A 23505-nucleotide genomic window follows, 5' to 3' on the forward strand; every position below is an offset into this window, starting at 1 on the left:
CTATTGTCCGCCCGGCGTGCCGCCGGGCGTTGCGAGGGGGCATCGCTGCACTTCCGATGACCGCTATTGCTGGGCCGGCGGCTCAGGCACATAATCGCCGCTCGAGCGGCGCACCAGCCGCCGCAGGGAATGGAAGTGGTTCAGGGAGAAGATCATGCAGATCGGAGAGGCATTGCCGTCCGTCCGTGTGGACGCCGGCTCGTTGGGACTGTCGCCCGTCCGCCAGGAAGTCCCGGTGCAGGAGCTCTGGCTCCGCCCGTTGAGGACTGCCACGGAAATCGCGGAAATCATGACCTTGCGCAAGCAGATCCCACTGCCGGCCGAAGTGCTGGCCGATCCCGGATTTGCATCGCTCGAAAAAAAAGGGATGAGACCGGCATCGTCGCAGCCATCGATTGGCGCGGCCGCACGGTCGGGACATTGAGGCTGCTGCCTCTCGGCCAAGGTGTCAGCCCGCTGGATGGATTGATGGCCGAGACCGATCCGAATCTGACGTACCGGGCCTGGGAGTTCGGGCGCCTCGTCCTCGATCCCGGGTACCGCAGCAGCCCCGAGCTGGTCAGGCAGTGCGTCTTTCTCGGTGTGCAGCAGCTGTCGCGACACACGGCCGCCGAGAACGTCTTCGCGTGCTGTACACCGATGCTGGCCCGGCTGTATCGCCGATTCGGGGCCACCGTGCTGTCCCGGACGGCTTCGGGCGGACGCGCCGACGACGGCGCTGAAACCTATTGCCTGATGCACGGGACGGTGCCCGACATGCTTCGGACTTCTGCGCCGCAGCCGCAGGCCACGAGCAACTGACGAGCGGTGTTGCGAATGCGAACGGCCATCAAGAACCTGTTCCGGTCCTACGCGGCGTACCACGACCACGAGCGCCCGCTGCTCCAGTATTTCGGCGCGATCGGCGCGGTGATCTACGCCGCGTTCTACGTGATCCGGTTCACGAAGCCCAATCCCGACGTGTTCGACGACCTCGGCATGCGCCTGGCCATCATCGCCATGATGGTCATGCTGGCGCTGCGCAAGCGCTGGCCCGAGCCCGTTCGCAAATACTACCTGCCGTACTCGTACGGGGTCCTCATCTTCAGCCTGCCGTTCTTCAACGTCTTCATGTCCCTGGAGCGGCATGGCGGCATGGCCTCGATATCGAACTGCTTCCTCGCCCTCACGTTCGTCCTGCTGCTCGCGGACTGGCGCAACCTGATCGCGATGCTCGTGATCGGCATAGGCGCAGCGTCGCTGCTGCATTTCTCGCTGCACCCAGGCTCGTCCTGGCCGCGCGACCTGCTGCTGCAGACCCCCGCCTACCTGGTGATCGTCATCGTCGGGACCGTGTCCAAGCTGTCCGACAAGCAGATCGACCGTGAAAAGCAGCGGCTGGCCAATGCCCTGGCCGGCTCGATTGCCCACGAGATGCGCAATCCGCTCGCCCGGATCAAGCACGCGCTGGAGAAGATGCACGGCGCCCTGCCTGCGCCGACGACCCTGGGCAGTGCGCAAGTGGTGGGACCGGCGCAAACAGAGGCCCTTTATCGCGAGCTCGCCGAAAGCGAGCTCGCCGTCAAACGCGGGTTGCAGGTGATCGCGATGACGCTGGACGAAGTCGGCGCGAAGCCGATGGACACGACCGGTTTTTCCATGCTGTCCGCCGCGGACGCGACACGCAAGGCGCTGCAGGAATACGCGTTCCAGTCCACGGAGGAGGCCCACAGGGTGCACCTGGACGTGGTGGAGGATTTCGCCTTCCTCGGCGACGAGACGGCCTACCTGTTCGTGGTCTTCAACCTGCTGAAGAACGCGCTGTACTACCTGCCGGCCTATCCGCAGTCGTCGGTCACGATCACGGTCGCGAATGGCGAAGTGATCGTGGGCGACAACGGCCCGGGGATTGCGCCGGACGTGCTGCGGCGCCTGTTCCAGCCCTTCGTTTCGACGGGCAAATCGGGCGGCACGGGGCTGGGGCTGTCGTACTGCCGCCGCGTCATGCGGGCTTTCGGTGGCGACATCGAATGCCAGTCCGTCGTCGGGCAGTACACGCGATTCACGCTCCGCTTCCCGGCCGCGACACCCGAAGACAGCCGCCGATTGCGCGAGGAAACCCTGGTGGGCGCCCGGGCCGCCTTGGCCGGCAAGCGTGTCCTCATCGTCGACGACGATGCGGCCTTGCGGTTGACCACACGTCACAAGCTGCAGGCCATGGGGATCGAAACCGACCAGGCCGCCGATGGCCGGCGCGCGCTGGATGCGCTCGCGCGCCAGCGTTACGACGTCGTGTTGCTGGACCTGCACATGCCCGTGATCGATGGCTATGCCGTAGCCGAACAGTTGCGCGCGAAGGAGATCGGCCTGAACCGCGACGTCGCGGTGGTCGCCTACACGAGCGAGCCGGCACACGTGGCGGCCGTGAAGACGCGCAAGGCCGGCATGGATGCCTTCGTGTCGAAGCCGTGCACGCAGGCCCAGCTGATGCACGCGATCGTCGAGGCCCTGCGTCGCGCGGGCGAGCGAGCCCGCCCGGCCTTGCTGGCCGGTCGGCGCGTGCTCCTGGCCGACGACAGCCCGCAGAATCGCCGGGCCGTGGCGGCCTACCTGCGGCATGCGGGCGCGGTGGTCGTCGAAGCCGACAACGGCCGGTCGGTCCTCGAGCACCTGAACGATGGCGGACGCTGGGATGCCGTCCTGATGGACATCGCCATGCCGGGCATGGACGGTCTCGAGACGACCCGCGCCATCCGTGCGCTCGGCCCGCCCAATGGTGCCGTGCCCATCGTGGCGCTCACGGCGCATTCCGACGAGACCACCGTGAGGGCCGCGCAGGCGGCGGGGATGATGGATTTCATCACCAAGCCGGTCGAGGCCACGGTGCTGTACCAGCGTCTGCACGACCTGGTGCTGGGCGCGAAGGCCCCGGGCGGCCCGCTCAAGCCCACCTTCAGCCCGGTCGCCGCCGGTCCGGCCGACCTGCTGCTCAATACCGACCGGCTCGAAAGCTATCGGCGGATCGGCATGCTGGATGAACTGCTGGACGACTACCTGCCCGAGATCGCCGGGCTGGTGGGCAAGCTCCAGCGGCACGCCGCGCAGCAGGACATCCAGGGATGTCTGGACGCCTTGCATTCGCTGCTCGGCATGAGCGGCGAGGCGGGGGCGCAGGCGCTGTACCAGGCCGTGCGGCGCATCTACGTGCCCATGGTCGAAAGCCGCTCCTGGCCACCGCAGGGCGGCTGGACCGGGCAGATCGCGGCGCTCGCGGCCGACACCGACAAGGCCTTGAAAGCCTACGCCGCATCGGCGAGCATCGCGCAAGACAACCCCTGATGCCGATGTTCCTGCCTTCCCCGGCCGCCGAGGCCGTGCTGTTCGTGGACGACGAGGTGCCGTCGCGCAAATGGTTCGCGCGCGTTTTCGGCGAGGAATTCAAGGTGGTCACAGCCGCCAGCGCCGCCGAGGCGCTCGAGCTGCTGGCCGGGCGGGGCCAGGAGTTCGCGGTGCTGGTCACCGATTACCGCATGCCCGAGCGCGACGGCATGAAACTGCTGCGCGCCGTGCAGCGCGACCATCGCCACATCGTGCGGCTGCTCGCGACGGCCTATGCCGAGAAGGACGTCGCGATCGCTGCGGTGAACCAGGGCAGGGTGCTGCGCATCCTCGAAAAGCCGCTGGACGAACAAGTGGTGCGCGAGGCGCTGCGCGAAGCGACGTCCTTGCACCGCGCCCAGGCGATCGAGCGGGCGGTGAACGAGAACCGCGTCGCAGCACTGCGCGAGACGCTCGGCTTCCTCGCGCACGAGCTGAACACGCCGCTGGCCACCGTGCGCGGCTGCGTGAGCCTCGTCGCGTCCCGCTACCAGCCGCCGGCGCCGGGCGAGCCGGCCGGCGCCGCGCGTTTCAGCGAGGACAGCACCGGCGAGCTGCTCGCCGCGCTGGAGCGTGCCGAGCGCCGCGCCCTCTACTGCCAGTCGCTCGTCTCCACCTTCGTGCAGTCGGCGCGCGACGCCTATCCGGGCTCGATGCCTCAATCGGTCAGCGCGGCGTCGCTCGTGTCCGCGCTGCTCGACGAATTCCCCTTCGAGGACCACGAGCGCTCGCAGGTCGCGAGCCAGGTCCACGAGGATTTCAGCTTGCCTGGGCGGCGCGACCTGCTCTACCTCGTGCTGTGCACGCTCGCGAAGAACGCGATGCAGGCGATGCGCGGCCGGCCCGAATCGCGCCTGCTGGTCGAAGTCGGCCGCGAGCAGGAGGCGACGAAGCGGCCGTGGGTGCGCTTCACCGACAACGGACCGGGCATTGCGCCCGAGGTGCTGGCCAGGCTCACGCGCGAGCCCGTCACGACCAAGGGCCCGTCCGGGGGCAGCGGCATGGGGCTGATGTTCTGCCACCGCGTGATGCAGTCGATCGGCGGTGCGATCGCGATCGATTCGGCGCCGGGCGAGGGCGCCCGCGTCACGCTCTATTTCCGGCCTGCTTGAAGTCGGCCGCGTTCAGGCCGAACCAGCGCTTGCACGCCGCGGTCAGCTGCGCGGGCGCTTCCCATCCGAGCAGGCTGGTGACCTGGGCCGGCGTGTAGCCCGGCTGCCTGAGGTACCGCTCCGCGAGTTCACGCCGCACGCCGTCGAGCAACTGCTCGAACGTCAGGTTGCTCTCCGAGCGCAGGCGCTTGTCGAAGGCCTGGTCCGTGAGGCCCAGGCGGCGGGCAAGGTCCTCGCGCCGGGGCTCGCCCAGGTGCAGGTGGCGGATGATCTCCTCGGCTGCCCGGTAGCCCGTGACCCCGCGGGCCGAGCGCGCCAGCCGCGCCTCGATCACCTGGTCCTGGATCGCGAAGAGCGACTCACCTTCGGCCATCACCGGCAGGGCGAGGTCCTCGCGCGACAGGCGCATGCGGTTGGCCGCCTGCCCGAAGCGAAGCGGGCAATGGAAAGCCATCCGGTACGGGTGCAGGTCGGCTGGCTCGGGGAAGACGAACTCCACCACCAGCGGCCGCAATTCATGCCGAGTGACGCGCTGGCACAGCAACAGCGTCGCGAACATCGCGAACTCCACGCTCTGGCGCGGACCGGTGCCGTCCGCGCCGTATTCGAGCACCAGCCAGCGGTCGCCGCGCTCGGACACCAGCGAGAAAGTGGATGCATCGGCAATCAGGCGCAGGTATTGCGAGAGCACCGTCAGGCCCGAGGCGAGGTCGGGGCTGGACCACATCGCCTGCTCCGCGATGTTGAAGTGGATGTGGCGGCGGACCAGCGCGCGGTCCAGGCCCAGCGTGGGCTGGCCCGTGCGGGCCACGGCCAGGGCCCACAGGCGGTTCACCTCGGGCAGCGCGAAACGTTCGTGCACGTGCGTCAGGCGATCGGCATCGATGCCGGCTTCGCGCAGCAGGTCCCCGGCATCCACGGCCTGCGAGGCAAACAGCGACACCACGCTCCGGATGAAGGCGGACGAATGGCTGGGGACATCGGCCATGAAGAGATTCAATTCCTTTCGTGGGCTCGGCGCAAGCGTGCTTCGGGAGCGACCCCGCGCCGTACGCGGCTAGTCTGCCAGCACGGCCTGCAGGCCGGCCTCGTCGACGATGTCCACGCGGCCGAATTCCACCGACACCAGTTTGCGGCGCTCGAAGTCCTTCAAGACGGCGTTGACGGTCTGGCGCGAAAGCCCGGCGAGGATGCCCAGTTCTTCCTGCGACAGGCTCATTCGGCGCGAGCCGCGCCACAGCTGCGGGCCGAGGTACATGGCGATGCGCTGGTGGGGCGAACGCAGCCGCGCGGTCTCGATGATGGCCATCGCCTGGCCCAGGCGAAGGTTCAAGTGCTCGATCAGCGCATTGCAGAAGCCGATGCTGCTCGCGCGCAACTGCCCGAACTCCGCGCGCGGCAGGCAAAGCAGTTCGCTCTCGCGCAGGGCGATCACGTCGTAGCGCCGCGGCTCGTCCTTCAGGACCGAACCCTCGCCGAACCACTCGCCCGCAGGGATCCCGAGGAAGGCCTGCCGGCGCCCCTCGGCCGATTGGGTCTGGAGCTTCACGAGGCCATGCAGCACGGCGTACCAGCCCTTGACCGGTTCGCCGGCGCGCAGGATCGAATCGCCTTTGCCGCCCGCCAGGGTGTAGGCGCTTTCGACCACGCGCCGCCGCATGTCTTCGGGCAGCCCGGCCATCCACGGCTGGGCAAGCATGAAGCGCACGGCGGGCCGCGAGACGTCTGCGATGTTCATGGCCGCCATTGTCCGCTGACCGACAAGTCTTGCCCCCAGGGGCGCGCTTCGCGCAGACTCGCAGCATTACGATTCGCCAGATACGAAACCGGAGACAAAGCCATGCTGGGCCTGATGCAACAACAACCGCTCCTGATTTCCTCGCTGATCGATTTCGCGAGCCGCCACCACGGCGACGCCGAGATCGTGTCGCGCCGCATCGAGGGCGACATCCACCGCTACACCTGGCGCGACGTCGCGCTGCGCGCCAGGCAGGTGGCGAACGCGCTGGATGCGTCGAACCTGCTCTTTTCCGACCGCGTCGCCACGCTGGCCTGGAACGGCTACCGCCACCTGGAGCTGTACTTCGGCGTGAGCGGCTCCGGACGCGTCCTGCACACGATCAACCCGAGGTTGCACCCGGAGCAGATCGCGTGGATCGCGAATCACGCGGAGGACCAGGTGCTGTGCTTCGACCTCACGTTCCTGCCGATCGTCCAGGCGATCCACGCGAAGACCTCGACCATCAGGAAGTTCGTCGCGCTGTGCGACGGCGCCCGGCTGCCGAAGGAGACGGGCATCGCGAACCTGGTCGCGTACGAGGACTGGATCGGCGGCCAGCCCACCACGTACGAGTGGCCCTCGTTCGACGAGAACTCGGCCTCGAGCATGTGCTACACCAGCGGCACCACCGGCAACCCGAAGGCGGCGCTGTACAGCCACCGCTCCACGATCCTGCACGCCTACGCCGCCGCTTTGCCCGACGTGATGTGCATCTCGGCGCGCGACGCCATCCTGCCGGTCGTGCCCATGTTCCACGTCAATGCCTGGGGCATCCCGTATTCCGCGGCGCTCGCCGGCGCCAAGCTGGTGTTCCCGGGAGCGCAGCTCGACGGCAAGTCGGTTTACGAGCTGATGGAATCGGAGCGCGTCACGTATTCGGCGGGCGTGCCGACCGTGTGGCAGATGCTGCTCACGCACATGAAGCAGAACGGCCTGCGGTTCTCCACCTTGAAGCGCACGGTGATCGGCGGCTCGGCCTGCCCGCCGGCCATGATCGACGCGTTCCGCGAGGACTACGGCGTCGAGGTGCTGCACGCCTGGGGCATGACGGAGATGAGCCCGCTCGGCACGCTGTGCACGCTGAAGAACAAGCACCTGACGATGTCGCCGGATGAGCAGATGAACATCCGGCTCAAGCAGGGCCGCGCGATCTACGCGATCGACATGAAGATCGTGAACGGCGACGGCGAGGAGCTGCCGTGGGACGGCCGGACTTCGGGCGACCTGTACGTCAAGGGCCCGTGGGTCATCCGCGAGTACTTCAAGGGCGAAGGGGGCGATCCGCTCGTCAAGGGCTGGTTCCCCACGGGCGACGTCGCCACCATCGACGCCGACGGCTACATGCAGATCACCGACCGCAGCAAGGACGTCATCAAGTCCGGCGGCGAATGGATCAGCTCGATCGACGTCGAGAACATCGCCGTGGCCCATCCGGCCGTCGCGATGGCCGCCTGCATCGGCGTGAAGCACCCGAAGTGGGACGAGCGCCCGATCGTCGTGGTGGTGAAGAAGCCCGGCGCGGAAGTGAGCAAGGAAGAGCTCCTGCGCTTCTACGAAGGCAAGACGGCGAAGTGGCAGATCCCCGATGACGTGGTGTTCGTCGATGCGATCCCGCTCGGCGCGACGGGAAAGATGCTCAAGACGAAACTGCGCGAGATGCTGAAGGACTACAAGCTGCCGGGCACCTGATGTCGCCTGCGTGATAGGGACGCCCGTTCTTACGGGCATTCCCTGACCGCTGCACTGCACAAAACAAGTACCCTGCGCCTGTCGGATTCACATGGAGACATCATGAAAACAGCGATCAGCCAAGTCACGTTTGCCGTCCTCCTCTCCTGCGCCGTCAGCGCCCACGCGCAGCAGGCCGCGCCGCCGAAAGAAACGGCCGGCCAGACGGTGAAGATCGCGTTCATGGACCCGCTCTCCGGCCCGTTCGCCAACGTGGGGCAGAACCAGCTCAAGAGTTGGCAGTTCGTCGCCGACCGCTTCTCGGGCAAGAACAACCCGGCCGGCGTGAAGTTCGAGGTGGTGGGCTTCGACAACAAGGGTTCGCCGCAGGAAAGCCTGAACACGCTGAAGGCCGCGATCGACCAGGGCTTCCGCTACGTCACGCAGGGCAACGGTTCGGGCGCCGCCCTGGCCATTTCCGACGCCGTGGACAAGTACAACGAGCGCAACCCGGGCAAGGAGATCGTGTACCTCAATTACGCGGCGGTGGACCCGGCGCTCACGAACGAGAAGTGCAACTTCTGGCACTTCCGGCTCGATGCCGACACGACGATGAAGATGGAGGCGCTGACCTCCTTCATGAAGGACCAGCCGAAGATCAAGAAGGTCTACATCATCGGCCAGAACTACTCGCACGGGCAGCAGGTCGCCAAGTACTTCAAGGAAGACATCCAGCGCAAGCGCCCGGACATCCAGATCGTCGGCGACGAACTGCACCCGATCGGCCAGGTGAAGGACTTCGCGCCCTATGTCGCCAAGATCAAGGCTTCGGGTGCCGACACCATCGTCACCGGCAACTGGGGCCAGGACCTCACGCTGCTGGTGAAGGCGCTGAACGACGCGGGCCTGAAGATCCCGATGTACACCTACTATGCGGGCGTCACCGGCACGCCGACGGCGCTGGCCGCGGGCGGCGACAGCGAGGTGTATGTCGTCGCGTACGGCCATTCCCTGCACACGGGCGAGCTGGGCCAGATCGCCGCGGACTTCAACAAGAAGTTCAATGACGATTACTACACCTTTGCGACCTACAACGGCATCAAGCTGCTGGGCGCCGCGATGGCCAAGGCGAAGACCACCGACCCCGTGAAGGTCGCGAAGGCCATGGAAGGCCTGTCGGTCAAGAGCTTCGCCGGCGACGCGACGATGCGCGCGTCCGACCACCAGCTGCAGCAGTCGATGTTCATCACGAAGTGGCAGAAGGCGAAGCCGGGCGAGTACAAGGTGGAACACACCGCGTACACCTTCGCGCCGATCAAGCAGCTCGACCCGTATGTGTCGAGCACGCCGACCAGCTGCCAGATGAAGCGGCCCGGCGCATCGAGCTGATCCTCAAGAAGAGCCGGGCCGCGAGAGCCGCCCGGCTTTTCTTTGCCCATTCGCAGTCGTCTAATGGATTCCACCGATAACGTTTGACCGCATGGAGTTCTTCACCATCTCGCTTTTGAACGGCATCAGCTACGGGCTGCTGCTGTTCATGCTGAGTTCCGGCCTCACGCTGATCTTCAGCATGATGGGCGTCCTCAATTTCGCGCATGCGAGCTTCTACATGCTCGGCGCGTTCTTCGCGTACACGGTGTCGCAGCTGGCCGGCTACTGGACAGCGCTGGTGATCGCGCCGCTGCTCGTGGGCGTGCTGGGCGCGCTGTTCGAGCGCTACTGCCTGCGCCGCGTGCACAAGTTCGGCCACGTCGCCGAACTGCTGATCACCTTCGGCCTGTCGTTCATCATCCTGGAGATGGTGCAATTGATCTGGGGCACGAGCTCGGTCGACTACCGCGTGCCGGCCGAACTCTCCGGGCCGCTCTTCACGCTGTACGGCACGCAGTTCCCGATCTACCGCGGCTTCATGATGTTCGTCGCGCTGCTGATGCTGGTCGCGATCTGGCTGCTGCTCACGCGCACGCGCATCGGGCTCGTGATCCAGGCGGCGCTCACGCATCCGGAGACGGTGGAGGCGCTCGGCCACAACGTGCCGCGCGTGTTCATGCTGGTGTTCGGCGGCGGCGCGGCGCTCGCCGGCCTGGCGGGAGTAATCGGCGGCAACGCCTTCGTCACCGAGCCCGGCATGGCCGGCGCCGTGGGGCCGGTGATCTTCGTGGTGGTGGTGGTCGGCGGGATGGGTTCGCTGGCGGGCGCATTCGTCGCGTCGCTCCTGATCGGCGTGGTGCAGACCTTCGCGGTGGGTGTCGACGCATCGATCATGGGCGCGCTCTCCAGCATCGGCCTGAACGTCACGCCCGACACCTTCGGCTATGCACTGTGGAAGCTGAAGATCAGCCAGGTCGCACCCATCCTGCCTTTCGTGTTCCTCGTGCTGATGCTCGTGTTCCGGCCCAAGGGCCTGCTCGGCACGCGGGAGGGCTGACCCGATGAGTGCCGTTCCCCAACCCGTGAAGCCCGCCATGCGCGCCCGGCACGCGGCCCACACGCCGTACTACGAATTCAAGCCGATCAACATCGGGCGCTGGCTGGTGTGGGGCGGCTTCGCGCTGATCCTCGCGATCGCGCCCATGGTCTTCACCAGCAGCCTGTCGCACACCATGCTGTCGCAGATGGGCATCGCCATCATCGTCTGCCTCTCGTACAACATGCTGCTCGGGCAGGGCGGCATGCTCTCCTTCGGCCACGCCGTCTATTCGGGCATGGGCGCGTTCATCGCGATCCACATCCTGAACCTCGTGGGCAAGGGCCAGTGGCCGATCCCCGTCAGCCTGATCCCGCTGATCGGCGGTGTCGCCGGTGCATTCTTCGCGGTGCTGTTCGGCTACGTGACGACCAAGAAGGCGGCGACGCCGTTCGCCATGATCACGCTGGGCATCGGCGAGCTGGTGTTCGCGATGTCGCTGATGTTCCCCGAGTTCTTCGGCGGCGAGGGCGGCATCTCGAGCAACCGCGTCGTCGGGCCCAAGCCCTTCGGCATCACGTTCGGGCCGCAGATCCAGCTCTATTACCTGATCGCGGTCTACACCTTCGTCTGCACCGGCCTCATGTTCGCGTTCACGCGCACGCCGCTCGGACGCATGCTCAACGCGGTGCGCGACAACCCCGAGCGGGTGGAGTTCGTGGGCTACGACACGCGCAAGGTGCGCTACATCGCGTTCATCATCGCGGCCTTCTTCGCCGGCATCTCGGGCGGGCTGGCGGCGCTGAACTTCGAGATCGTCACGTCGGAAGTCGTGAGCGGCTACCGGTCCGGCGCGTACCTGCTGTTCACGTTCCTCGGCGGCGCGACCTTCTTCTTCGGCCCGATCATCGGCGGCATCCTGATGGTGCTGGCCTTCGTGCTGCTGTCCGAGTTGACGAAGGCGTGGCTGCTGTACCTGGGCCTCGTGTTCCTTTTCATGGTGATGTACGCGCCCGGCGGCATCGCCAGCCTGATCATGATGAACCTGCGCGTCGCCTCGTTCGGGCGCCTGAAGGAGCTCGCGGTGAGCTACCTCGCGCTCGGCGTAACGGCGCTCATCGTGCTGCTCGGCGCGGCGGGGATGATCGAGATGGTGTACCACTTGAAGCTGAACGCGGCGCTCGGGCCCGAGCTCACGTACCTCGGCACCAGGCTCGACGCGCACAGCGCGGGCAGCTGGTTCGGCTGCGCCTTCGTGATGCTCACCGGCCTCGGGCTGTTCGAGGTCGTGCGCCGCCATTTCAAGCGGCAGTGGGGCGAGATCCAGGAGTTCATCGAGAAAGAGATGAAGCGGAGGGAAAGCCTGTGAGCTCCCAATACGCACTCGAACTCAAGGACCTGCGCAAGAGCTTCGGCCGCACGGAAATCATCCGCGGCTGCAACCTCGCGGTGAAGCAGGGTGAACGCGTCGCGGTGATCGGGCCGAACGGCGCCGGCAAATCCACGCTGTTCAACCTGATTTCCGGGCGTTTCGCGCCCACGAGCGGCGAGGTGCTGCTGAACGGCCACCGCATCGACGGCAAGAAGCCGTTCGAGATCAACCGGCTGGGCCTGTCGCGCAGCTTCCAGATCACCAACATCTTCCCGCGGCTGACGGTGTTCGAGAACCTGCGCTGCGGCGTGCTCTGGAGCCTGGGCTACAAGTACACGTTCCTGAAGTTCCTCGCGGACCTGGATGACGCCAACGAGCGCGCGGAGCAGCTGCTGGAGATGATCCATCTCGATCGCAAGCGCGACGTGATGGCCGTGAACCTCACGTATGCCGAGCAGCGCGCGCTGGAGGTCGGCGTCACCATCGCCGGCGGCGCCAACGTGATCCTGCTGGACGAACCGACGGCGGGCATGAGCAAGAGCGAAACCCGGCGCTTCATCGAATTGATCAAGGAAGTCACGGTCGGCAAGACGCTGTTGACGGTGGAGCACGACATGGGCGTGGTGTTCGGGCTGGCCGACAAGATCGCGGTGGTCGTGTACGGCGAGATCATCGCCTTCGACACGCCCGAGAAGGTGCGCGCGAACCAGAAGGTGCAAGAGGCCTACCTGGGCTCCTCGGTCGCCGAAGCCCAGGCGGGAGCGCACTGATGCTGAAGATCGAAAACCTCCACGCCTTCTACGGCAAGAGCCACGTGCTGCATGGCGTGCACTTCCATGTGGGGCAGGGTGAGATCGTCGCGCTGCTCGGTCGCAACGGTTCGGGCCGCTCGACGACGGCCAAGGCGATCATGGGCATGGTCGAATGCACCGGCATCATCGACTGGAAGGGCCAGCACACGCTGGGACGCAAGCCGTACGAGATCGCCCACCTGGGCCTGGGGTATGTGCCCGAGAACCGCGACATCTTCCCGAAGCTCACGGTGCACCAGAACCTGATGCTCGGCCAGAAGAGCGCCCGGCAGAAGGGTCGCTGGTCCTTCGACGACATGTACGAGATGTTCCCGCGCCTGAAGGAGCGCCAGCACACGGAGGCCGGCGTGCTCTCCGGCGGCGAGCAGCAGATGCTCACGCTGTGCCGCACCTTGATGGGCGATCCGGAGCTCATCATCATCGACGAGCCGACCGAAGGCCTCGCGCCGAAGATCGTCGAGCTGGTGGGCGAGTACCTGATGAAGCTCAAGGAGCGCGGCATCTCGGTGCTGCTCATCGAGCAGAAGCTCACGATCGCCATGCACATTTCGGACCGCGCGCTGGTCATGGGCCACGGCAGCATCGTGTTCGAGGGCACGCCCGATTCGCTGCGCGCCGACGCCTACATCCGCAAGGAGTGGCTGGAAGTCTGACTTGTCCCTGTCGTGACAAGGTGCGCTTCGAGGCGCAATATCTCCCCTCTAAAATCAAAATCGAACGACCGTACTTTTCTTCTCTTCCACCAAGGAACCCGGTATGACCGCTGAATACAAAGTCCAGGGCGACGTCGCCGTCATCACGATGAACAACCCGCCCGTGAACGGGCTGGGGCACGCGACACGCATCGGCATCACGCAAGGGCTCGACAAGGCCAACGCCGACCCCGCGGTGAAGGCGATCGTCATCACCGGCGCCGGCAAGGCGTTCTCCGGCGGCGCGGACATCAAGGAGTTCGGCTCGCCCAAGGCGACGATGGAGCCCAACCTGCTGTCGGTGATCCTCGCCGTCGAGAACTCGGCCAAGCCGGTGGTGGCGGCCGTGCACTCGGTCTGCATGGGTGGTGGCCTCGAGCTCGCGCTCGGTGCCCACTACCGCATCGCCGCGCCCGGCTGCAATGTGGCGCTGCCCGAAGTGAAACTGGGCCTGATTCCCGGCGCGGGCGGCACGCAGCGCCTGCCCCGGGTGCTCGGTGTCGAGCCGGCGCTCAACATGATCGTCAGTGGCGAGCCGGTGCCCAGCGAGATGCTGGCCAAGCTGCCCGGCCAGAAGCTGTTCGACAAGATGGCGCAGTCGGCCGAGACGCTGGCCGAAGAAGCGCTCGCGTTCGCGCGCTCCGTCGCGGGGCCGGGCCCGTTCCCGCTGGTGCGCAACCTGCCGTGCAAGCACCCGATGGGCGACGCGTATTTCCAGTTCGCTCGGAACATGGTCAAGGGCATGGCGAAGAACCTGCCCGCACCCGCCAAGTGCGTGGATGCCGTCGAGAACGCCACGAAGATGAAGTTCGACCAAGGCATGGCGGCCGAGCGCGAGATCTTCACCAACCTGATGTTCACGCCCGAGTCGCGGGCGCTGCGCCACCTGTTCATGGCCGAGCGCGCCGCCAGCAAGATCCCCGACGTGCCGGAAGACACGCCCAAGCGCGAGATCAAGACGGTGGGCGTGATCGGCGCGGGCACCATGGGTGGCGGCATCACGATGAACTTCCTGAACGCCGGCATCCCGGTGACCATCCTCGAGACGAAGCAGGAGGCGCTGGACCGCGGCATCGCGACGATCCGCAAGAACTACGAAGGCCAGGTCAAGAAGGGCAAGCTCAAGCAGGACAAGTACGAGCAGCGCATGGCCTTGCTGAAGACCACGCTCGACTACAAGGACCTGGCCAGCGCGGACCTCATCATCGAGGCCGTGTTCGAGGAAATGGGCGTCAAGCAGAAGGTGTTCGAGACGCTGGACTCCGTTGCCAAGCCCGGCGCGATCCTCGCATCGAACACCTCGACGCTGGACGTGAACAAGATCGCCGCGTTCACCAAGCGCCCGCAGGACGTGGTCGGCATGCACTTCTTCAGCCCGGCCAACGTGATGAAGCTGCTGGAAGTCGTGCGCGGCGAGAAGACCGCCAAGGACGTGCTGGCGACCGTGATGGCGATCGCCAAGAAGATCAAGAAGACCGCTGTGGTGTCCGGCGTGTGCGACGGCTTCATCGGCAACCGCATGATCGAGCAGTACAGCCGCCAGGCCGGCTTCCTGCTGGATGAAGGCGCGACGCCGCAGCAGGTGGACAAGGCGATCGAGAAGTTCGGCTTCGCCATGGGGCCGTTCCGCATGGGCGACCTGGCGGGCAACGACATCGGCTGGGCGATCCGCAAGCGCCGCGCCGCCGAACGGCCGGACATGAAGTACAGCAAGACCGCCGACAAGCTCTGCGAGCTGGGCCGCTTCGGCCAGAAGACCGGCGCGGGCTGGTACGACTACCAGGAAGGCAAGCGCGACGCGATTCCGTCGAAGCTGGTCGAGGACATGATCGCCGCGCACCGCAAGGAACTCGGCATAGCACCGCGCAAGATCAGCGACGAGGAGATCGTGCAGCGCCTGGTGTTCGCGCTGGTCAACGAAGGCGCGCACATCCTCGAGGATGGCATCGCGTCGAAGGCGAGCGACATCGACATCGTCTACATCACCGGCTACGGCTTCCCGATCTTCCGGGGCGGCCCGATGCTCTACGCCGACCAGGTGGGCCTCTTCAACGTCGCGCAGGCGATGAAGCGCTTCCAGAAGAACCCGCGCGACGACGCGCAGTTCTGGGAGCCCGCGCCGCTGCTGGCGCGCCTCGCGGCCGAAGGCAAGACCTTTAACTGAACACGGAGCCCGACATGACCAAAGCTGTGATCGTTTCCACCGCCCGCACGCCGCTCGCCAAGAGCTGGAAGGGCGCCTTCAACATGACGCACGGCGCGACGCTGGGCGGCCACGTCGTCAAGCACGCCGTGCAGCGTGCCGGCGTGGATCCGGCCGAGATCGAGGACGTGCTCATGGGCTGCGCGAACCCCGAGGGCGCGACGGGCGCCAACATCGCGCGCCAGATCGCGCTGATGGCCGACCTGCCGATCACCGTCTCGGGCGCCACGGTGAACCGCTTCTGCTCCTCGGGCCTGCAGACCATCGCGATGGCCTCGCAGCGCGTGATCGCGGGTGAGGGCGACGTGTACGTGGCCGGCGGCGTGGAGAGCATCTCGTGCGTGCAGCAGGAGATGAACCACCACATGCTGCAGGATCCGTCGCTGGTCGCGAAGAAGCCCGAGATCTACTGGTCGATGCTGCAGACGGCGGAGCAGGTGGCCAAGCGCTACAACATCAGCCGCGACGCGATGGACGAATACGGCGCCGCGAGCCAGCAGAAGGCGTGCAAGGCGCAGGCCGAAGGCAAGTTCAACGACGAGATCGTCCCGATCACCGTCAAGGCCGGCGTGGCCGACGCGGTGATGGGCCTGATCACCAAGGAAGTGACGGCGACCAAGGACGAGGGCCTGCGCGAGGGCACGACCAAGGAAGGCATCAGCGGCATCAAGCCGGCGCTGCCCGGCGGCGTGATCTCGGCCGGCAATGCCAGCCAGTTTTCCGACGGTGCGGGTGCCTGCGTGGTCGTCAGCGAGGAGTACGCGAGCCGCAAGGGCCTGAAGCCCCTGGGCCGCTTCCTCGGCTTTGCCGTCGCGGGCTGCGAGCCCGACGAGATGGGCATCGGCCCCGTCTTCGCCGTGCCGAAGGTGCTGAACAAGCTCGGCCTGAAGGTCAGCGACATCGACCTGTGGGAGCTGAACGAAGCCTTCGCCGTGCAGGTGATCTACTGCCGCGATCGCCTGGGCATTCCGGGCGATCGCCTGAACGTCAACGGCGGCGCGATCGCCGTGGGCCACCCCTACGGTGTGTCGGGCCAGCGCCTCACGGGCCATGCGCTGATCGAGGGCAAGCGCCGTGGCGCGAAGAAGGTGGTCGTCACGATGTGCATCGGGGGCGGCATGGGTGCGGCGGGGGTCTTCGAAGTCCTCTGATGAGCCTTCGCTCCACGCTCGACTTCCTCCTCTACGACTGGCTGCATGCCGACGAGCTGAACTCGCGCGCGCGGTTTGCGGACCATTCGCGCGAGACCTTCGACGCGGTGCTCGACACCTGCGAGCGCATCGCGCGCGCGAAGTTCGCACCGTTCAATCGGCTGGTGGATACCGACGAGCCGCGCTTCGACGGCGACAAGGTGATCCTGCCGCGCGCCTCGCACGAGGCGTGGGAGGCGTACGTCGGCTCGGGCATGCTGGGCGCGGCGCAGGACTACGAGATCGGCGGCATGCAGCTGCCGTACACGATCGAGGCGCCGGCCAATGCGCTGTTCACGGTGGCTTCCGCCAGCATCTCCGGGGGCATGCTCACCAGCGGCAATGCGAACCTGCTGCTGGCGCACGGCACCGAGCTGCAGAAGCGGGTCTTCGCGCTCAACGAGTTCAGCGGCCGCTGGGCGGGCACCATGTGCCTGTCCGAGCCGCAGGCCGGCTCCTCGCTGTCCGACATCGCCACCCGTGCCGTGCCCGACGGCGATGATTTCGAGGGCGATCCGCTGGGTCCGCGCTACCGGCTCAAGGGCAACAAGATGTGGATCTCGGCGGGCGAACACGAGCTCACCGAGAACATCGTCCATCTGGTGCTGGCGAAGATACCCGGGCCGGACGGCAAATTGGTGCCTGGCACGAGGGGCATTTCGCTCTTCATCGTGCCGAAGAAGCTGGTCGACACCGAAGGGCAGCTCACCGGCGAGCGCAACGACATCGCACTCGCGGGCCTGAACCACAAGCTCGGCTGGCGCGGCACGACCAACACGCTACTCAATTTCGGCGAGGGCAAGTTCCCGGTGCGCGGCCAGGCCGGTGCGATCGGTTACCTGGTGGGACGTCCGGGCGAAGGCCTGCGCTGCATGTTCCACATGATGAACGAGGCGCGGATCGCCATCGGTATGGCGGCGACGGCGCTGGGCCTCGCGGGCTATTACGCCTCGCTCGACTACGCGAAGAACCGGCCTCAGGGCCGGCCCGTGGGACCGGCAGGCAAGGATGCCGCGCAGCCGCAGGTGCGCATCATCGAGCACGCCGACGTCAAGCGCATGCTGCTCGCGCAGAAGTCGTATGGCGAAGGCGCGCTCGCGCTGATGCTGTACTGCGCGCGCCTCGTCGACGAACAGCACACCGGCACGCCGGAAGGGGCGGACGAGGCGCGGCTGCTGCTCGAGGTGTTGACGCCGATCGCCAAGAGCTGGCCGTCGGAGTTCTGCCTCGAAGCGAACTCGCTGGCCATCCAGATCCACGGTGGCTACGGCTACACGCGCGATTTTCCGGTGGAGCAGTACTGGCGCGACCAGCGCCTCAACATGATCCACGAGGGCACGCACGGCATCCAGGCCACGGACCTGCTGGGCCGCAAGGTGACGATGGAAGGCGGGCGCGGGCTGCAGCTCGTGGCCCAGCGCATCAACGCCACCATCGAACGGGCGATGCAGCGTCCGGATCTCGCCGAGTACGGCAATGCGCTGGGCAAGGCCTTGCAGCAGGTCGGCGCCGCGACGAAGGCCGCATGGGCGACCGGCGATCCGGCCGACGCGCTCGCGAATGCCGTGCCGTACATGCAGGCGTTCGGCCACACGGTCATCGCGTGGACCTGGCTCGATGTGGCGCTGGCCATTCCCGCGAACACCTCTGAAGTGGCGCGCATCGGCCGCCTGGCCGCGACGCGCTACTTCTTCCACTACGAGCTGCCGAAGATCGACGCGTGGCTCAAGGTCGTCGCTTCGCGCGACCCGACATGCGCCCAGGTCCCGGAGGAGGCGTTCTGATGGCCTCCGCGAGGACCCTGGCCTGGGTCGAGCGCCTCGCCTGGATCGCGATCTATGCGGGCCTGCTGGCCGTCGTGCTGGGCATCGTCTCGGGCGAAGTGCACGTCATCGCCGGCTGGTCGCTGGGCGTCCTCGGCGGCATCGCTGTGGCCGCGGGCATCGTGCTGATCATCGTTCGCTCGCGCCTCACCGAAACTCCACCATCCGGCGCACAATCGCCGAACGCTTCCCGAGAAGAGCCATGACCGTTCGCACCATCCAGCAACTGTTCGACCTGAAGGGCCGTACGGCGCTCGTCACCGGCGGCTCGCGCGGCCTCGGCCTGCAGATCGCGCATGCGCTCGGCGAAGCGGGCGCGAAGGTCATGCTGTCGGCCCGCAAGGAAGGCGAGCTCGAGGAAGCGGTGGCCGAACTGCAGTCGGCGGGCATCGATGCACGCTGGATCGCGGCGGACTGCGCGAAGGAGGAAGACATCCGGCGCCTGGCCGACGAGACGCTCGAGCGCATGGGCGACGTGGACATCCTCGTGAACAACGCGGGCGCGGCCTGGGGTGCGCCGGCCGAAGACCATCCCGTGGAGGCCTGGGACAAGGTGATGAACCTCAACGTGCGCGGCTATTTCATCCTGTCGCAGCACCTGGCCAAGCGCTCGATGATCCCGCGCAGGAAGGGACGCATCATCAACGTCGCGTCCATCGCGGGCCTGGGCGGCAACCCGCCCGAGATGCAGACGCTGGCCTACAACACGTCGAAAGGCGCCGTGATCACGTTCACGCAGGCCCTCGCGGGCGAATGGGGCAGGTACAACATCAACGTCAACGCGATCTGCCCCGGGTTCTTCCCGAGCAAGATGACCAAGGGCACCCTGGAGCGACTGGGCGAGGACAAGCTGGCCGAACACGCGCCGCTCAGGCGCCTGGGCGACGACGAGGACCTGAAGGGCATCGCGCTGCTGTACGCGTCCGATGCCGGCAAGCACATCACAGGACAATGGCTCGCCGTGGACGGCGGCGTGAGCGTCATCACGGGAGGCTAGATACATGAATTTCGGCGTCAGGATCCCCTTCGTCGAACACCTCGGCTTCGAGCTGAAGAAGTTCGAGGACGGCAATTCGCAGATCGACCTCGATCCGAAACCCGAGCACCTGAACTCCTTCAGCGTCGTGCACGGCGGCGTCTGCATGACGCTGCTGGACGTGACCATGGCCGCCGCGGCGCGCAGCGTGGACAGCGACATGGGCGTGGTGACGATCGAGATGAAGACCACCTTCATGCAGGCCTCGCGCGGCAAGCTGTCGGGCAAGGGACGGCTGATGCACCGGACGGCGACCATGGCTTTCACCGAGGCCACCCTCTACGACGCCGAAGGCAAGCCGTGCGCGCATGCCACCGGCACCTTCAAGTACGTCAAGCGCCTGCCCACCGGCGCGAAGAGCACCAACGCCCTCAACACCGTCTCCACCGACTGAGGTTCGCCATGCCGCAGAACAAGCAGATCCTCCTGGACAACCGCCCGCAGGGCGAAGCCAGCGCATCGAATTTCAAGCTCGTGACCACGGAAACCCCCGCGCTGCAGGACGGCCAGGTGCTCGTGCGCAACCACTACCTCAGCCTCGACCCGTACATGCGCGGCCGCATGAACGACGCGAAGAGCTACGCGGCGCCGCAGCCGCTCGGGCAGGTGATGCAGGGCGGCACCGTGGGCGAAGTGGTCGAGAGCCGCTCGCCCAAGTACCAGCCCGGCGACAAGGTCGTGGGCATGGGCGGCTGGCAGGAATGGAGCGTGGCCAGCGCCGAGCAGCCCGGCGCGCTGCGCAAGGTCGACACGACGCACGTGCCGCTCTCGCACTACCTCGGCGCCGTGGGGATGCCGGGCGTGACGGCGTGGTACGGCCTGGTGAAGATCATCGAGCCCAAAGCCGGCCAGACGCTCGCGGTGAGCGCAGCGGCGGGCGCGGTGGGCAGTGCGTTCGGCGCGCTCGCCAAGTCACGCGGCTGCCGGGTGATCGGCATCGCGGGCGGCGCGGACAAGTGCAAGTACGCGACCCATGACATCGGCTTCGACGCCTGCATCGATTACAAGCAGTACAAGGACGCTGGTGCCATGTCGGCGGCGATCAAGGAAGCCGCGCCCGACGGGATCGACGGGTATTTCGAGAACGTCGGCGGCATCACCATGGATGCCGTGATGCTGCGCATGAATGCGTTCAGCCGCATCGCGCTGTGCGGCCTGATCGCCGGCTACGACGGCAAGCCCGTGCCCATGTCGTACCCGCAGATGCTGCTGACGAACCGCATGCGGCTCGAAGGCTTCATCGTCAGCGAACACATGGACGTCTGGCCGCAGGCGTTGACGGAGCTGGGCCAGCTGGTGGGCAGCGGCAAGTTCCGCCCACGCGAATCGATCGCGCAGGGCATCGAATCGGCGCCGGAGGCGTTCCTCGGCTTGCTCAAGGGCCGCAACTTCGGCAAGCAGCTCGTCAAACTGGTCTAGGCGCCAGGCCGCGGCGCAAGGAGTTTTGCCATGCACGCGACGCACGAGGTCTTCAACCAGCCGCAGCCGCTGGTGGACTACAACTTGTTCGAGAGCAACCGCGCGCTGCAGGATGCGCTGAAGTTCAACGCGCCTGAGCTCGATACGACGCCGCTTGGGCAACTCGGCCGACTCCTCGGCACGCGCGAGATGCAAACGCATGCGCGCCTGGCGAACGTCTCCACGCCACAACTGCATTCGCACGACCGCTACGGCCGGCGCCTCGACTCGGTCGAGTTCCATCCGGGCTACCACGCGCTGATGTCGGCAGCGATCGGGGCGGGCTTGCACGATGCCGGCGATTCGCACGTGCTGCGAGCAGCGGGTTTCATGCTGTTCACCGAACTCGAGCCGTCGGTGCTGTGCCCGATCTCGATGACCTACGCCGTCACGCCCGCGCTGCGTGGAAACCCCGCGATCTTCAAGGACTGGGCGCCCAAGCTCGCGAGCCGCAGCTACGACCCGGCATTGAAGCCGTGGCGCGACAAGGCCGGTGTCACCATGGGCATGGGTATGACGGAGAAGCAGGGCGGCTCCGACGTGCGCGCGAACACGACCCGGGCCGAGCCCGATGGCAGCGACGATTGGGGACAGCGCTTCCGCATCACCGGGCACAAGTGGTTCATGTCGGCGCCGATGTGCGACGCCTTCCTGGTGCTCGCACAGGCGCCGGCGGGTCTCTCGTGCTTCTTCCTGCCGCGCGTGCTGCCCGACGGATCCGTCAACGCCATCCGCATCCAGCGCCTCAAGGACAAATTGGGCAACAAGGCCAATGCGAGCTCCGAAGTCGAGTTCGACGAAGCGACGGCCTGGCTGGTCGGCGATGAGGGCCGCGGCGTGCCGCAGATCCTCGAGATGGGCACCATGACGCGGCTGGATTGCGCCCTGGGCACCAGCGGGCTGATGCGGCAGGCGCTGGCTATCGCGCTCGACCACACGGCGCAGCGCGCCGCCTTCGGCAAGAAGCTGGTCGACCAGCCCCTGATGCGCAACGTGCTGGCCGACCTGGCGCTGGAATCCGAAGCGTCCACCGCGCTCGCGATCCGGCTCGCCCGCGCCTTCGATCATCGGGACGATCCGCACGAAGCGGCCATGGCGCGCCTGCTCACCCCCGTGGCCAAGTTCTGGATCTGCAAGCGTGGCAGCCATTTCGCGCAGGAAGCGATGGAGTGCCTGGGCGGCAACGGCTATGTGGAAGAGGGCGGCGAAGGCGTGATGGCGCGCATCTACCGCGAGATGCCGCTGAACTCGATCTGGGAAGGCGCCGGCAACATCATGGCGCTGGACCTGCTGCGAGCGCTGCGCAAGAGCGATGCCGCCGCCGCGCTGGCCCAGGAGCTCGCGCCGGCGAAAGGCGCGCACCCGGCGCTCGACCGCATGACGGCTGCGCTGCCGACACGCGTGGAGGAGATGGCCACGGAGATGGAAGCACGGCGGCTGGCGCAGGATGTCGCGCTCGTCCTCGAATCAGCGCTGCTGTACCAGTCTGCGCCCTCACCCGTGTTCGCGGCTTTCTGCGATTCACGGCTGGCCGGCAATTGGGGCCACGCTTTCGGTACGCTCGCCGGCAAGACCGATTTCGATGCGATCATCGAGCGTGCCCGACCCCGCTGAGGCCAGCCAAAGGGACCCCATGCAGCACCAACTCATCCTGCATCACTACGCCAGCTCCCCGTTCTCGGAAAAGATCCGCCTCGTGATGGGCTACAAGAAGCTCGTCTGGCATTCGGTCATCGTGCCGGCGATCATGCCCAAGCCCGACGTCGTCGCGCTCACGGGGGGCTACCGGCGCACGCCGTTCCTGCAGGTCGGTGCCGACATCTATTGCGACACGGCACTGATTGCCGATGTACTCGAGCACATCCAGCCCGAGCCCGCGCTGTACCCACCGCACCTGAAAGGCGTGTCGCGCATCTTCGCGCAATGGGCCGACAGCTCACTGTTCTGGGCAGCGATGGCGTACAGCCTGCAGCCGCGCGGCGCGCAGCACGTGTTCGCCAAGGCATCGCCCGAGGCGCTGAAGGCTTTCGGCGAGGACCGCAAGGCGATGTCGTCGAACATGGTGCGGCTGCGGCCGGGCGACGCGACCTCGGCCTACCGCTCGTACCTGCGCCGTATCGCGCACATGGTCGAAGAGCACGATTACCTGTTCGGCCTGGATCCCTGCATCGCGGATTTCTCGACCTATCACTCGCTCTGGTACACGCGCCACCAGGTGCCGCCGCTGGCCGACATCCTGGCCGCGACGCCGGCCGTGGGCGAATGGATGGACCGCATGGAGGCTATTGGCCATGGCGTGATGGAGAAGTTCGATGCGGCGGACGCGATCAAGGTCGCCGAACTGGCCGAACCCGCGCCGGTGGCCGAGAAGCTGCTGGTGGACAGCGCGTTCCAGGACGACCACGGCATACCACTCGGCACGCGCGTGACGATCACGCCCGAAACCTTCGGCACCGAGCCGACCGAGGGAACGCTGCTCGCCGCCACGCGCACGCATTACACGCTGGAGCGCGAGGACGCACGCGTCGGCCGCCTGCACGTGCACTTCCCGCGTATCGGCTACGTGCTGCGAAAGGCCGAAGCGGCCTGACATCG

At 66.7% G+C, this 23505-nt stretch carries 21 protein-coding genes; 19 read left to right on the plus strand and 2 right to left on the minus strand.

The genetic code is table 11. The features are described 5' to 3' along the window. Nucleotides 1-154: 154 nt before the first annotated feature. The 4 genes from AC3EF3_RS09395 to AC3EF3_RS09410 are packed head-to-tail and all read left to right on the plus strand — an operon-like array spanning nt 155 to nt 4469. Nucleotides 155-424 carry a hypothetical protein gene (locus AC3EF3_RS09395; protein WP_488533830.1) on the plus strand — a complete coding sequence of 90 codons (270 nt, stop codon included), beginning with the start codon at nt 155-157 and terminating at the stop codon, nt 422-424. Continuing rightward, complete coding sequence (locus tag AC3EF3_RS09400; protein WP_488533763.1) at nt 391-801, plus strand: N-acyl amino acid synthase FeeM domain-containing protein; 411 nt, start codon at nt 391-393, stop codon at nt 799-801. The genes AC3EF3_RS09395 and AC3EF3_RS09400 overlap by 34 nt, the downstream gene beginning before the upstream one ends. A gap of 15 nt (nt 802-816) precedes the next feature. After that, nucleotides 817-3318, plus strand: a complete 2502-nt coding sequence (locus tag AC3EF3_RS09405) for a hybrid sensor histidine kinase/response regulator (RefSeq protein ID WP_488531888.1) — start codon at nt 817-819, stop codon at nt 3316-3318. Beyond that, nucleotides 3318-4469 (plus strand): hybrid sensor histidine kinase/response regulator, encoded by a 1152-nt coding sequence (locus tag AC3EF3_RS09410; protein ID WP_488531889.1) that lies wholly within the window; start codon nt 3318-3320, stop codon nt 4467-4469. The genes AC3EF3_RS09405 and AC3EF3_RS09410 overlap by 1 nt, the downstream gene beginning before the upstream one ends. Here AC3EF3_RS09410 and AC3EF3_RS09415 read toward each other — a convergent pair. Beyond that, nucleotides 4444-5457: an AraC family transcriptional regulator gene (locus AC3EF3_RS09415; protein ID WP_488531890.1), complete on the minus strand. Its 1014-nt coding sequence runs from the start codon at nt 5455-5457 to the stop codon at nt 4444-4446. The two genes, AC3EF3_RS09410 and AC3EF3_RS09415, sit on opposite strands and share 26 nt — an antisense overlap. 69 nt (nt 5458-5526) lie before the next feature. After that, a complete protein-coding gene (locus tag AC3EF3_RS09420; RefSeq protein ID WP_488531891.1) occupies nt 5527-6207 on the minus strand; it encodes a Crp/Fnr family transcriptional regulator in 681 nt (226 codons plus the stop codon). Between the two features lie 102 nt (nt 6208-6309). Here AC3EF3_RS09420 and AC3EF3_RS09425 point away from each other — a divergent pair, with 102 nt between their 5' ends. The 15 genes from AC3EF3_RS09425 (at nt 6310) to AC3EF3_RS09495 (ending at nt 23500) form a co-directional block, all read left to right on the plus strand. Beyond that, on the plus strand, nt 6310-7938 hold the full coding sequence (locus AC3EF3_RS09425) for a 3-(methylthio)propionyl-CoA ligase (protein WP_488531892.1): 1629 nt from the start codon (nt 6310-6312) through the stop codon (nt 7936-7938). Between the two features lie 102 nt (nt 7939-8040). Continuing rightward, nucleotides 8041-9306, plus strand: coding sequence for a branched-chain amino acid ABC transporter substrate-binding protein (locus AC3EF3_RS09430; protein WP_488531893.1), 1266 nt, complete (start codon nt 8041-8043; stop codon nt 9304-9306). A 91-nt stretch (nt 9307-9397) separates the two neighbouring features. Continuing rightward, on the plus strand, nt 9398-10345 hold the full coding sequence (locus tag AC3EF3_RS09435; RefSeq protein ID WP_488531894.1) for a branched-chain amino acid ABC transporter permease: 948 nt from the start codon (nt 9398-9400) through the stop codon (nt 10343-10345). Between the two features lie 4 nt (nt 10346-10349). Next, on the plus strand, nt 10350-11693 hold the full coding sequence (locus tag AC3EF3_RS09440; protein ID WP_488531895.1) for a branched-chain amino acid ABC transporter permease: 1344 nt from the start codon (nt 10350-10352) through the stop codon (nt 11691-11693). Beyond that, on the plus strand, nt 11690-12466 hold the full coding sequence (locus AC3EF3_RS09445) for an ABC transporter ATP-binding protein (protein WP_488531896.1): 777 nt from the start codon (nt 11690-11692) through the stop codon (nt 12464-12466). The genes AC3EF3_RS09440 and AC3EF3_RS09445 overlap by 4 nt, the downstream gene beginning before the upstream one ends. Beyond that, a complete protein-coding gene (locus AC3EF3_RS09450; RefSeq protein WP_488531897.1) occupies nt 12466-13161 on the plus strand; it encodes an ABC transporter ATP-binding protein in 696 nt (231 codons plus the stop codon). The genes AC3EF3_RS09445 and AC3EF3_RS09450 overlap by 1 nt, the downstream gene beginning before the upstream one ends. Before the next feature lie 103 nt (nt 13162-13264). Then, nucleotides 13265-15364, plus strand: a complete 2100-nt coding sequence (locus AC3EF3_RS09455) for a 3-hydroxyacyl-CoA dehydrogenase NAD-binding domain-containing protein (protein WP_488531898.1) — start codon at nt 13265-13267, stop codon at nt 15362-15364. 14 nt (nt 15365-15378) lie between these two features. Beyond that, nucleotides 15379-16554 carry an acetyl-CoA C-acyltransferase gene (locus AC3EF3_RS09460; RefSeq protein ID WP_488531899.1) on the plus strand — a complete coding sequence of 392 codons (1176 nt, stop codon included), beginning with the start codon at nt 15379-15381 and terminating at the stop codon, nt 16552-16554. Continuing rightward, complete coding sequence (locus AC3EF3_RS09465) at nt 16554-18377, plus strand: acyl-CoA dehydrogenase (RefSeq protein ID WP_488531900.1); 1824 nt, start codon at nt 16554-16556, stop codon at nt 18375-18377. The genes AC3EF3_RS09460 and AC3EF3_RS09465 overlap by 1 nt, the downstream gene beginning before the upstream one ends. Beyond that, on the plus strand, nt 18377-18622 hold the full coding sequence (locus tag AC3EF3_RS09470) for a hypothetical protein (RefSeq protein ID WP_488531901.1): 246 nt from the start codon (nt 18377-18379) through the stop codon (nt 18620-18622). The genes AC3EF3_RS09465 and AC3EF3_RS09470 overlap by 1 nt, the downstream gene beginning before the upstream one ends. Next, nucleotides 18619-19413 (plus strand): SDR family oxidoreductase, encoded by a 795-nt coding sequence (locus AC3EF3_RS09475; RefSeq protein WP_488531902.1) that lies wholly within the window; start codon nt 18619-18621, stop codon nt 19411-19413. Before AC3EF3_RS09470 ends, AC3EF3_RS09475 begins: the two co-directional genes overlap by 4 nt. Before the next feature lie 4 nt (nt 19414-19417). Then, on the plus strand, nt 19418-19846 hold the full coding sequence (locus tag AC3EF3_RS09480; protein ID WP_488531903.1) for a PaaI family thioesterase: 429 nt from the start codon (nt 19418-19420) through the stop codon (nt 19844-19846). 8 nt (nt 19847-19854) lie between these two features. Then, nucleotides 19855-20871 carry an NADP-dependent oxidoreductase gene (locus AC3EF3_RS09485; protein WP_488531904.1) on the plus strand — a complete coding sequence of 339 codons (1017 nt, stop codon included), beginning with the start codon at nt 19855-19857 and terminating at the stop codon, nt 20869-20871. Between the two features lie 30 nt (nt 20872-20901). Next, entirely contained in the window at nt 20902-22524 is a 1623-nt protein-coding gene (locus tag AC3EF3_RS09490; protein ID WP_488531905.1) for an isovaleryl-CoA dehydrogenase, read from the plus strand. Nucleotides 22525-22543: 19 nt separating this feature from the next. Continuing rightward, nucleotides 22544-23500 carry a glutathione S-transferase family protein gene (locus tag AC3EF3_RS09495; RefSeq protein WP_488531906.1) on the plus strand — a complete coding sequence of 319 codons (957 nt, stop codon included), beginning with the start codon at nt 22544-22546 and terminating at the stop codon, nt 23498-23500. Nucleotides 23501-23505 lie beyond the last annotated feature (5 nt).

It is taken from the genome of Ramlibacter sp. GS1-15 (genome assembly GCF_057785015.1).

What these genes read in the sequence shown, in the direction of transcription:
- AC3EF3_RS09410 (WP_488531889.1), top strand. Translation starts at nt 3,318, where the DNA reads ATGCCGATGTTCCTGCCTTCCCCGGCCGCCGAGGCCGTGCTGTTCGTG.
- AC3EF3_RS09480 (WP_488531903.1), top strand. Translation starts at nt 19,418, where the DNA reads ATGAATTTCGGCGTCAGGATCCCCTTCGTCGAACACCTCGGCTTCGAG.
- AC3EF3_RS09420 (WP_488531891.1), bottom strand. Translation starts at nt 6,207, where the DNA reads ATGAACATCGCAGACGTCTCGCGGCCCGCCGTGCGCTTCATGCTTGCC.
- AC3EF3_RS09485 (WP_488531904.1), top strand. Translation starts at nt 19,855, where the DNA reads ATGCCGCAGAACAAGCAGATCCTCCTGGACAACCGCCCGCAGGGCGAA.
- AC3EF3_RS09405 (WP_488531888.1), top strand. Translation starts at nt 817, where the DNA reads ATGCGAACGGCCATCAAGAACCTGTTCCGGTCCTACGCGGCGTACCAC.
- AC3EF3_RS09415 (WP_488531890.1), bottom strand. Translation starts at nt 5,457, where the DNA reads ATGGCCGATGTCCCCAGCCATTCGTCCGCCTTCATCCGGAGCGTGGTG.
- AC3EF3_RS09465 (WP_488531900.1), top strand. Translation starts at nt 16,554, where the DNA reads ATGAGCCTTCGCTCCACGCTCGACTTCCTCCTCTACGACTGGCTGCAT.
- AC3EF3_RS09490 (WP_488531905.1), top strand. Translation starts at nt 20,902, where the DNA reads ATGCACGCGACGCACGAGGTCTTCAACCAGCCGCAGCCGCTGGTGGAC.
- AC3EF3_RS09435 (WP_488531894.1), top strand. Translation starts at nt 9,398, where the DNA reads ATGGAGTTCTTCACCATCTCGCTTTTGAACGGCATCAGCTACGGGCTG.
- AC3EF3_RS09440 (WP_488531895.1), top strand. Translation starts at nt 10,350, where the DNA reads ATGAGTGCCGTTCCCCAACCCGTGAAGCCCGCCATGCGCGCCCGGCAC.
- AC3EF3_RS09475 (WP_488531902.1), top strand. Translation starts at nt 18,619, where the DNA reads ATGACCGTTCGCACCATCCAGCAACTGTTCGACCTGAAGGGCCGTACG.
- AC3EF3_RS09450 (WP_488531897.1), top strand. Translation starts at nt 12,466, where the DNA reads ATGCTGAAGATCGAAAACCTCCACGCCTTCTACGGCAAGAGCCACGTG.
- AC3EF3_RS09455 (WP_488531898.1), top strand. Translation starts at nt 13,265, where the DNA reads ATGACCGCTGAATACAAAGTCCAGGGCGACGTCGCCGTCATCACGATG.
- AC3EF3_RS09495 (WP_488531906.1), top strand. Translation starts at nt 22,544, where the DNA reads ATGCAGCACCAACTCATCCTGCATCACTACGCCAGCTCCCCGTTCTCG.
- AC3EF3_RS09395 (WP_488533830.1), top strand. Translation starts at nt 155, where the DNA reads ATGCAGATCGGAGAGGCATTGCCGTCCGTCCGTGTGGACGCCGGCTCG.
- AC3EF3_RS09425 (WP_488531892.1), top strand. Translation starts at nt 6,310, where the DNA reads ATGCTGGGCCTGATGCAACAACAACCGCTCCTGATTTCCTCGCTGATC.
- AC3EF3_RS09430 (WP_488531893.1), top strand. Translation starts at nt 8,041, where the DNA reads ATGAAAACAGCGATCAGCCAAGTCACGTTTGCCGTCCTCCTCTCCTGC.
- AC3EF3_RS09470 (WP_488531901.1), top strand. Translation starts at nt 18,377, where the DNA reads ATGGCCTCCGCGAGGACCCTGGCCTGGGTCGAGCGCCTCGCCTGGATC.
- AC3EF3_RS09460 (WP_488531899.1), top strand. Translation starts at nt 15,379, where the DNA reads ATGACCAAAGCTGTGATCGTTTCCACCGCCCGCACGCCGCTCGCCAAG.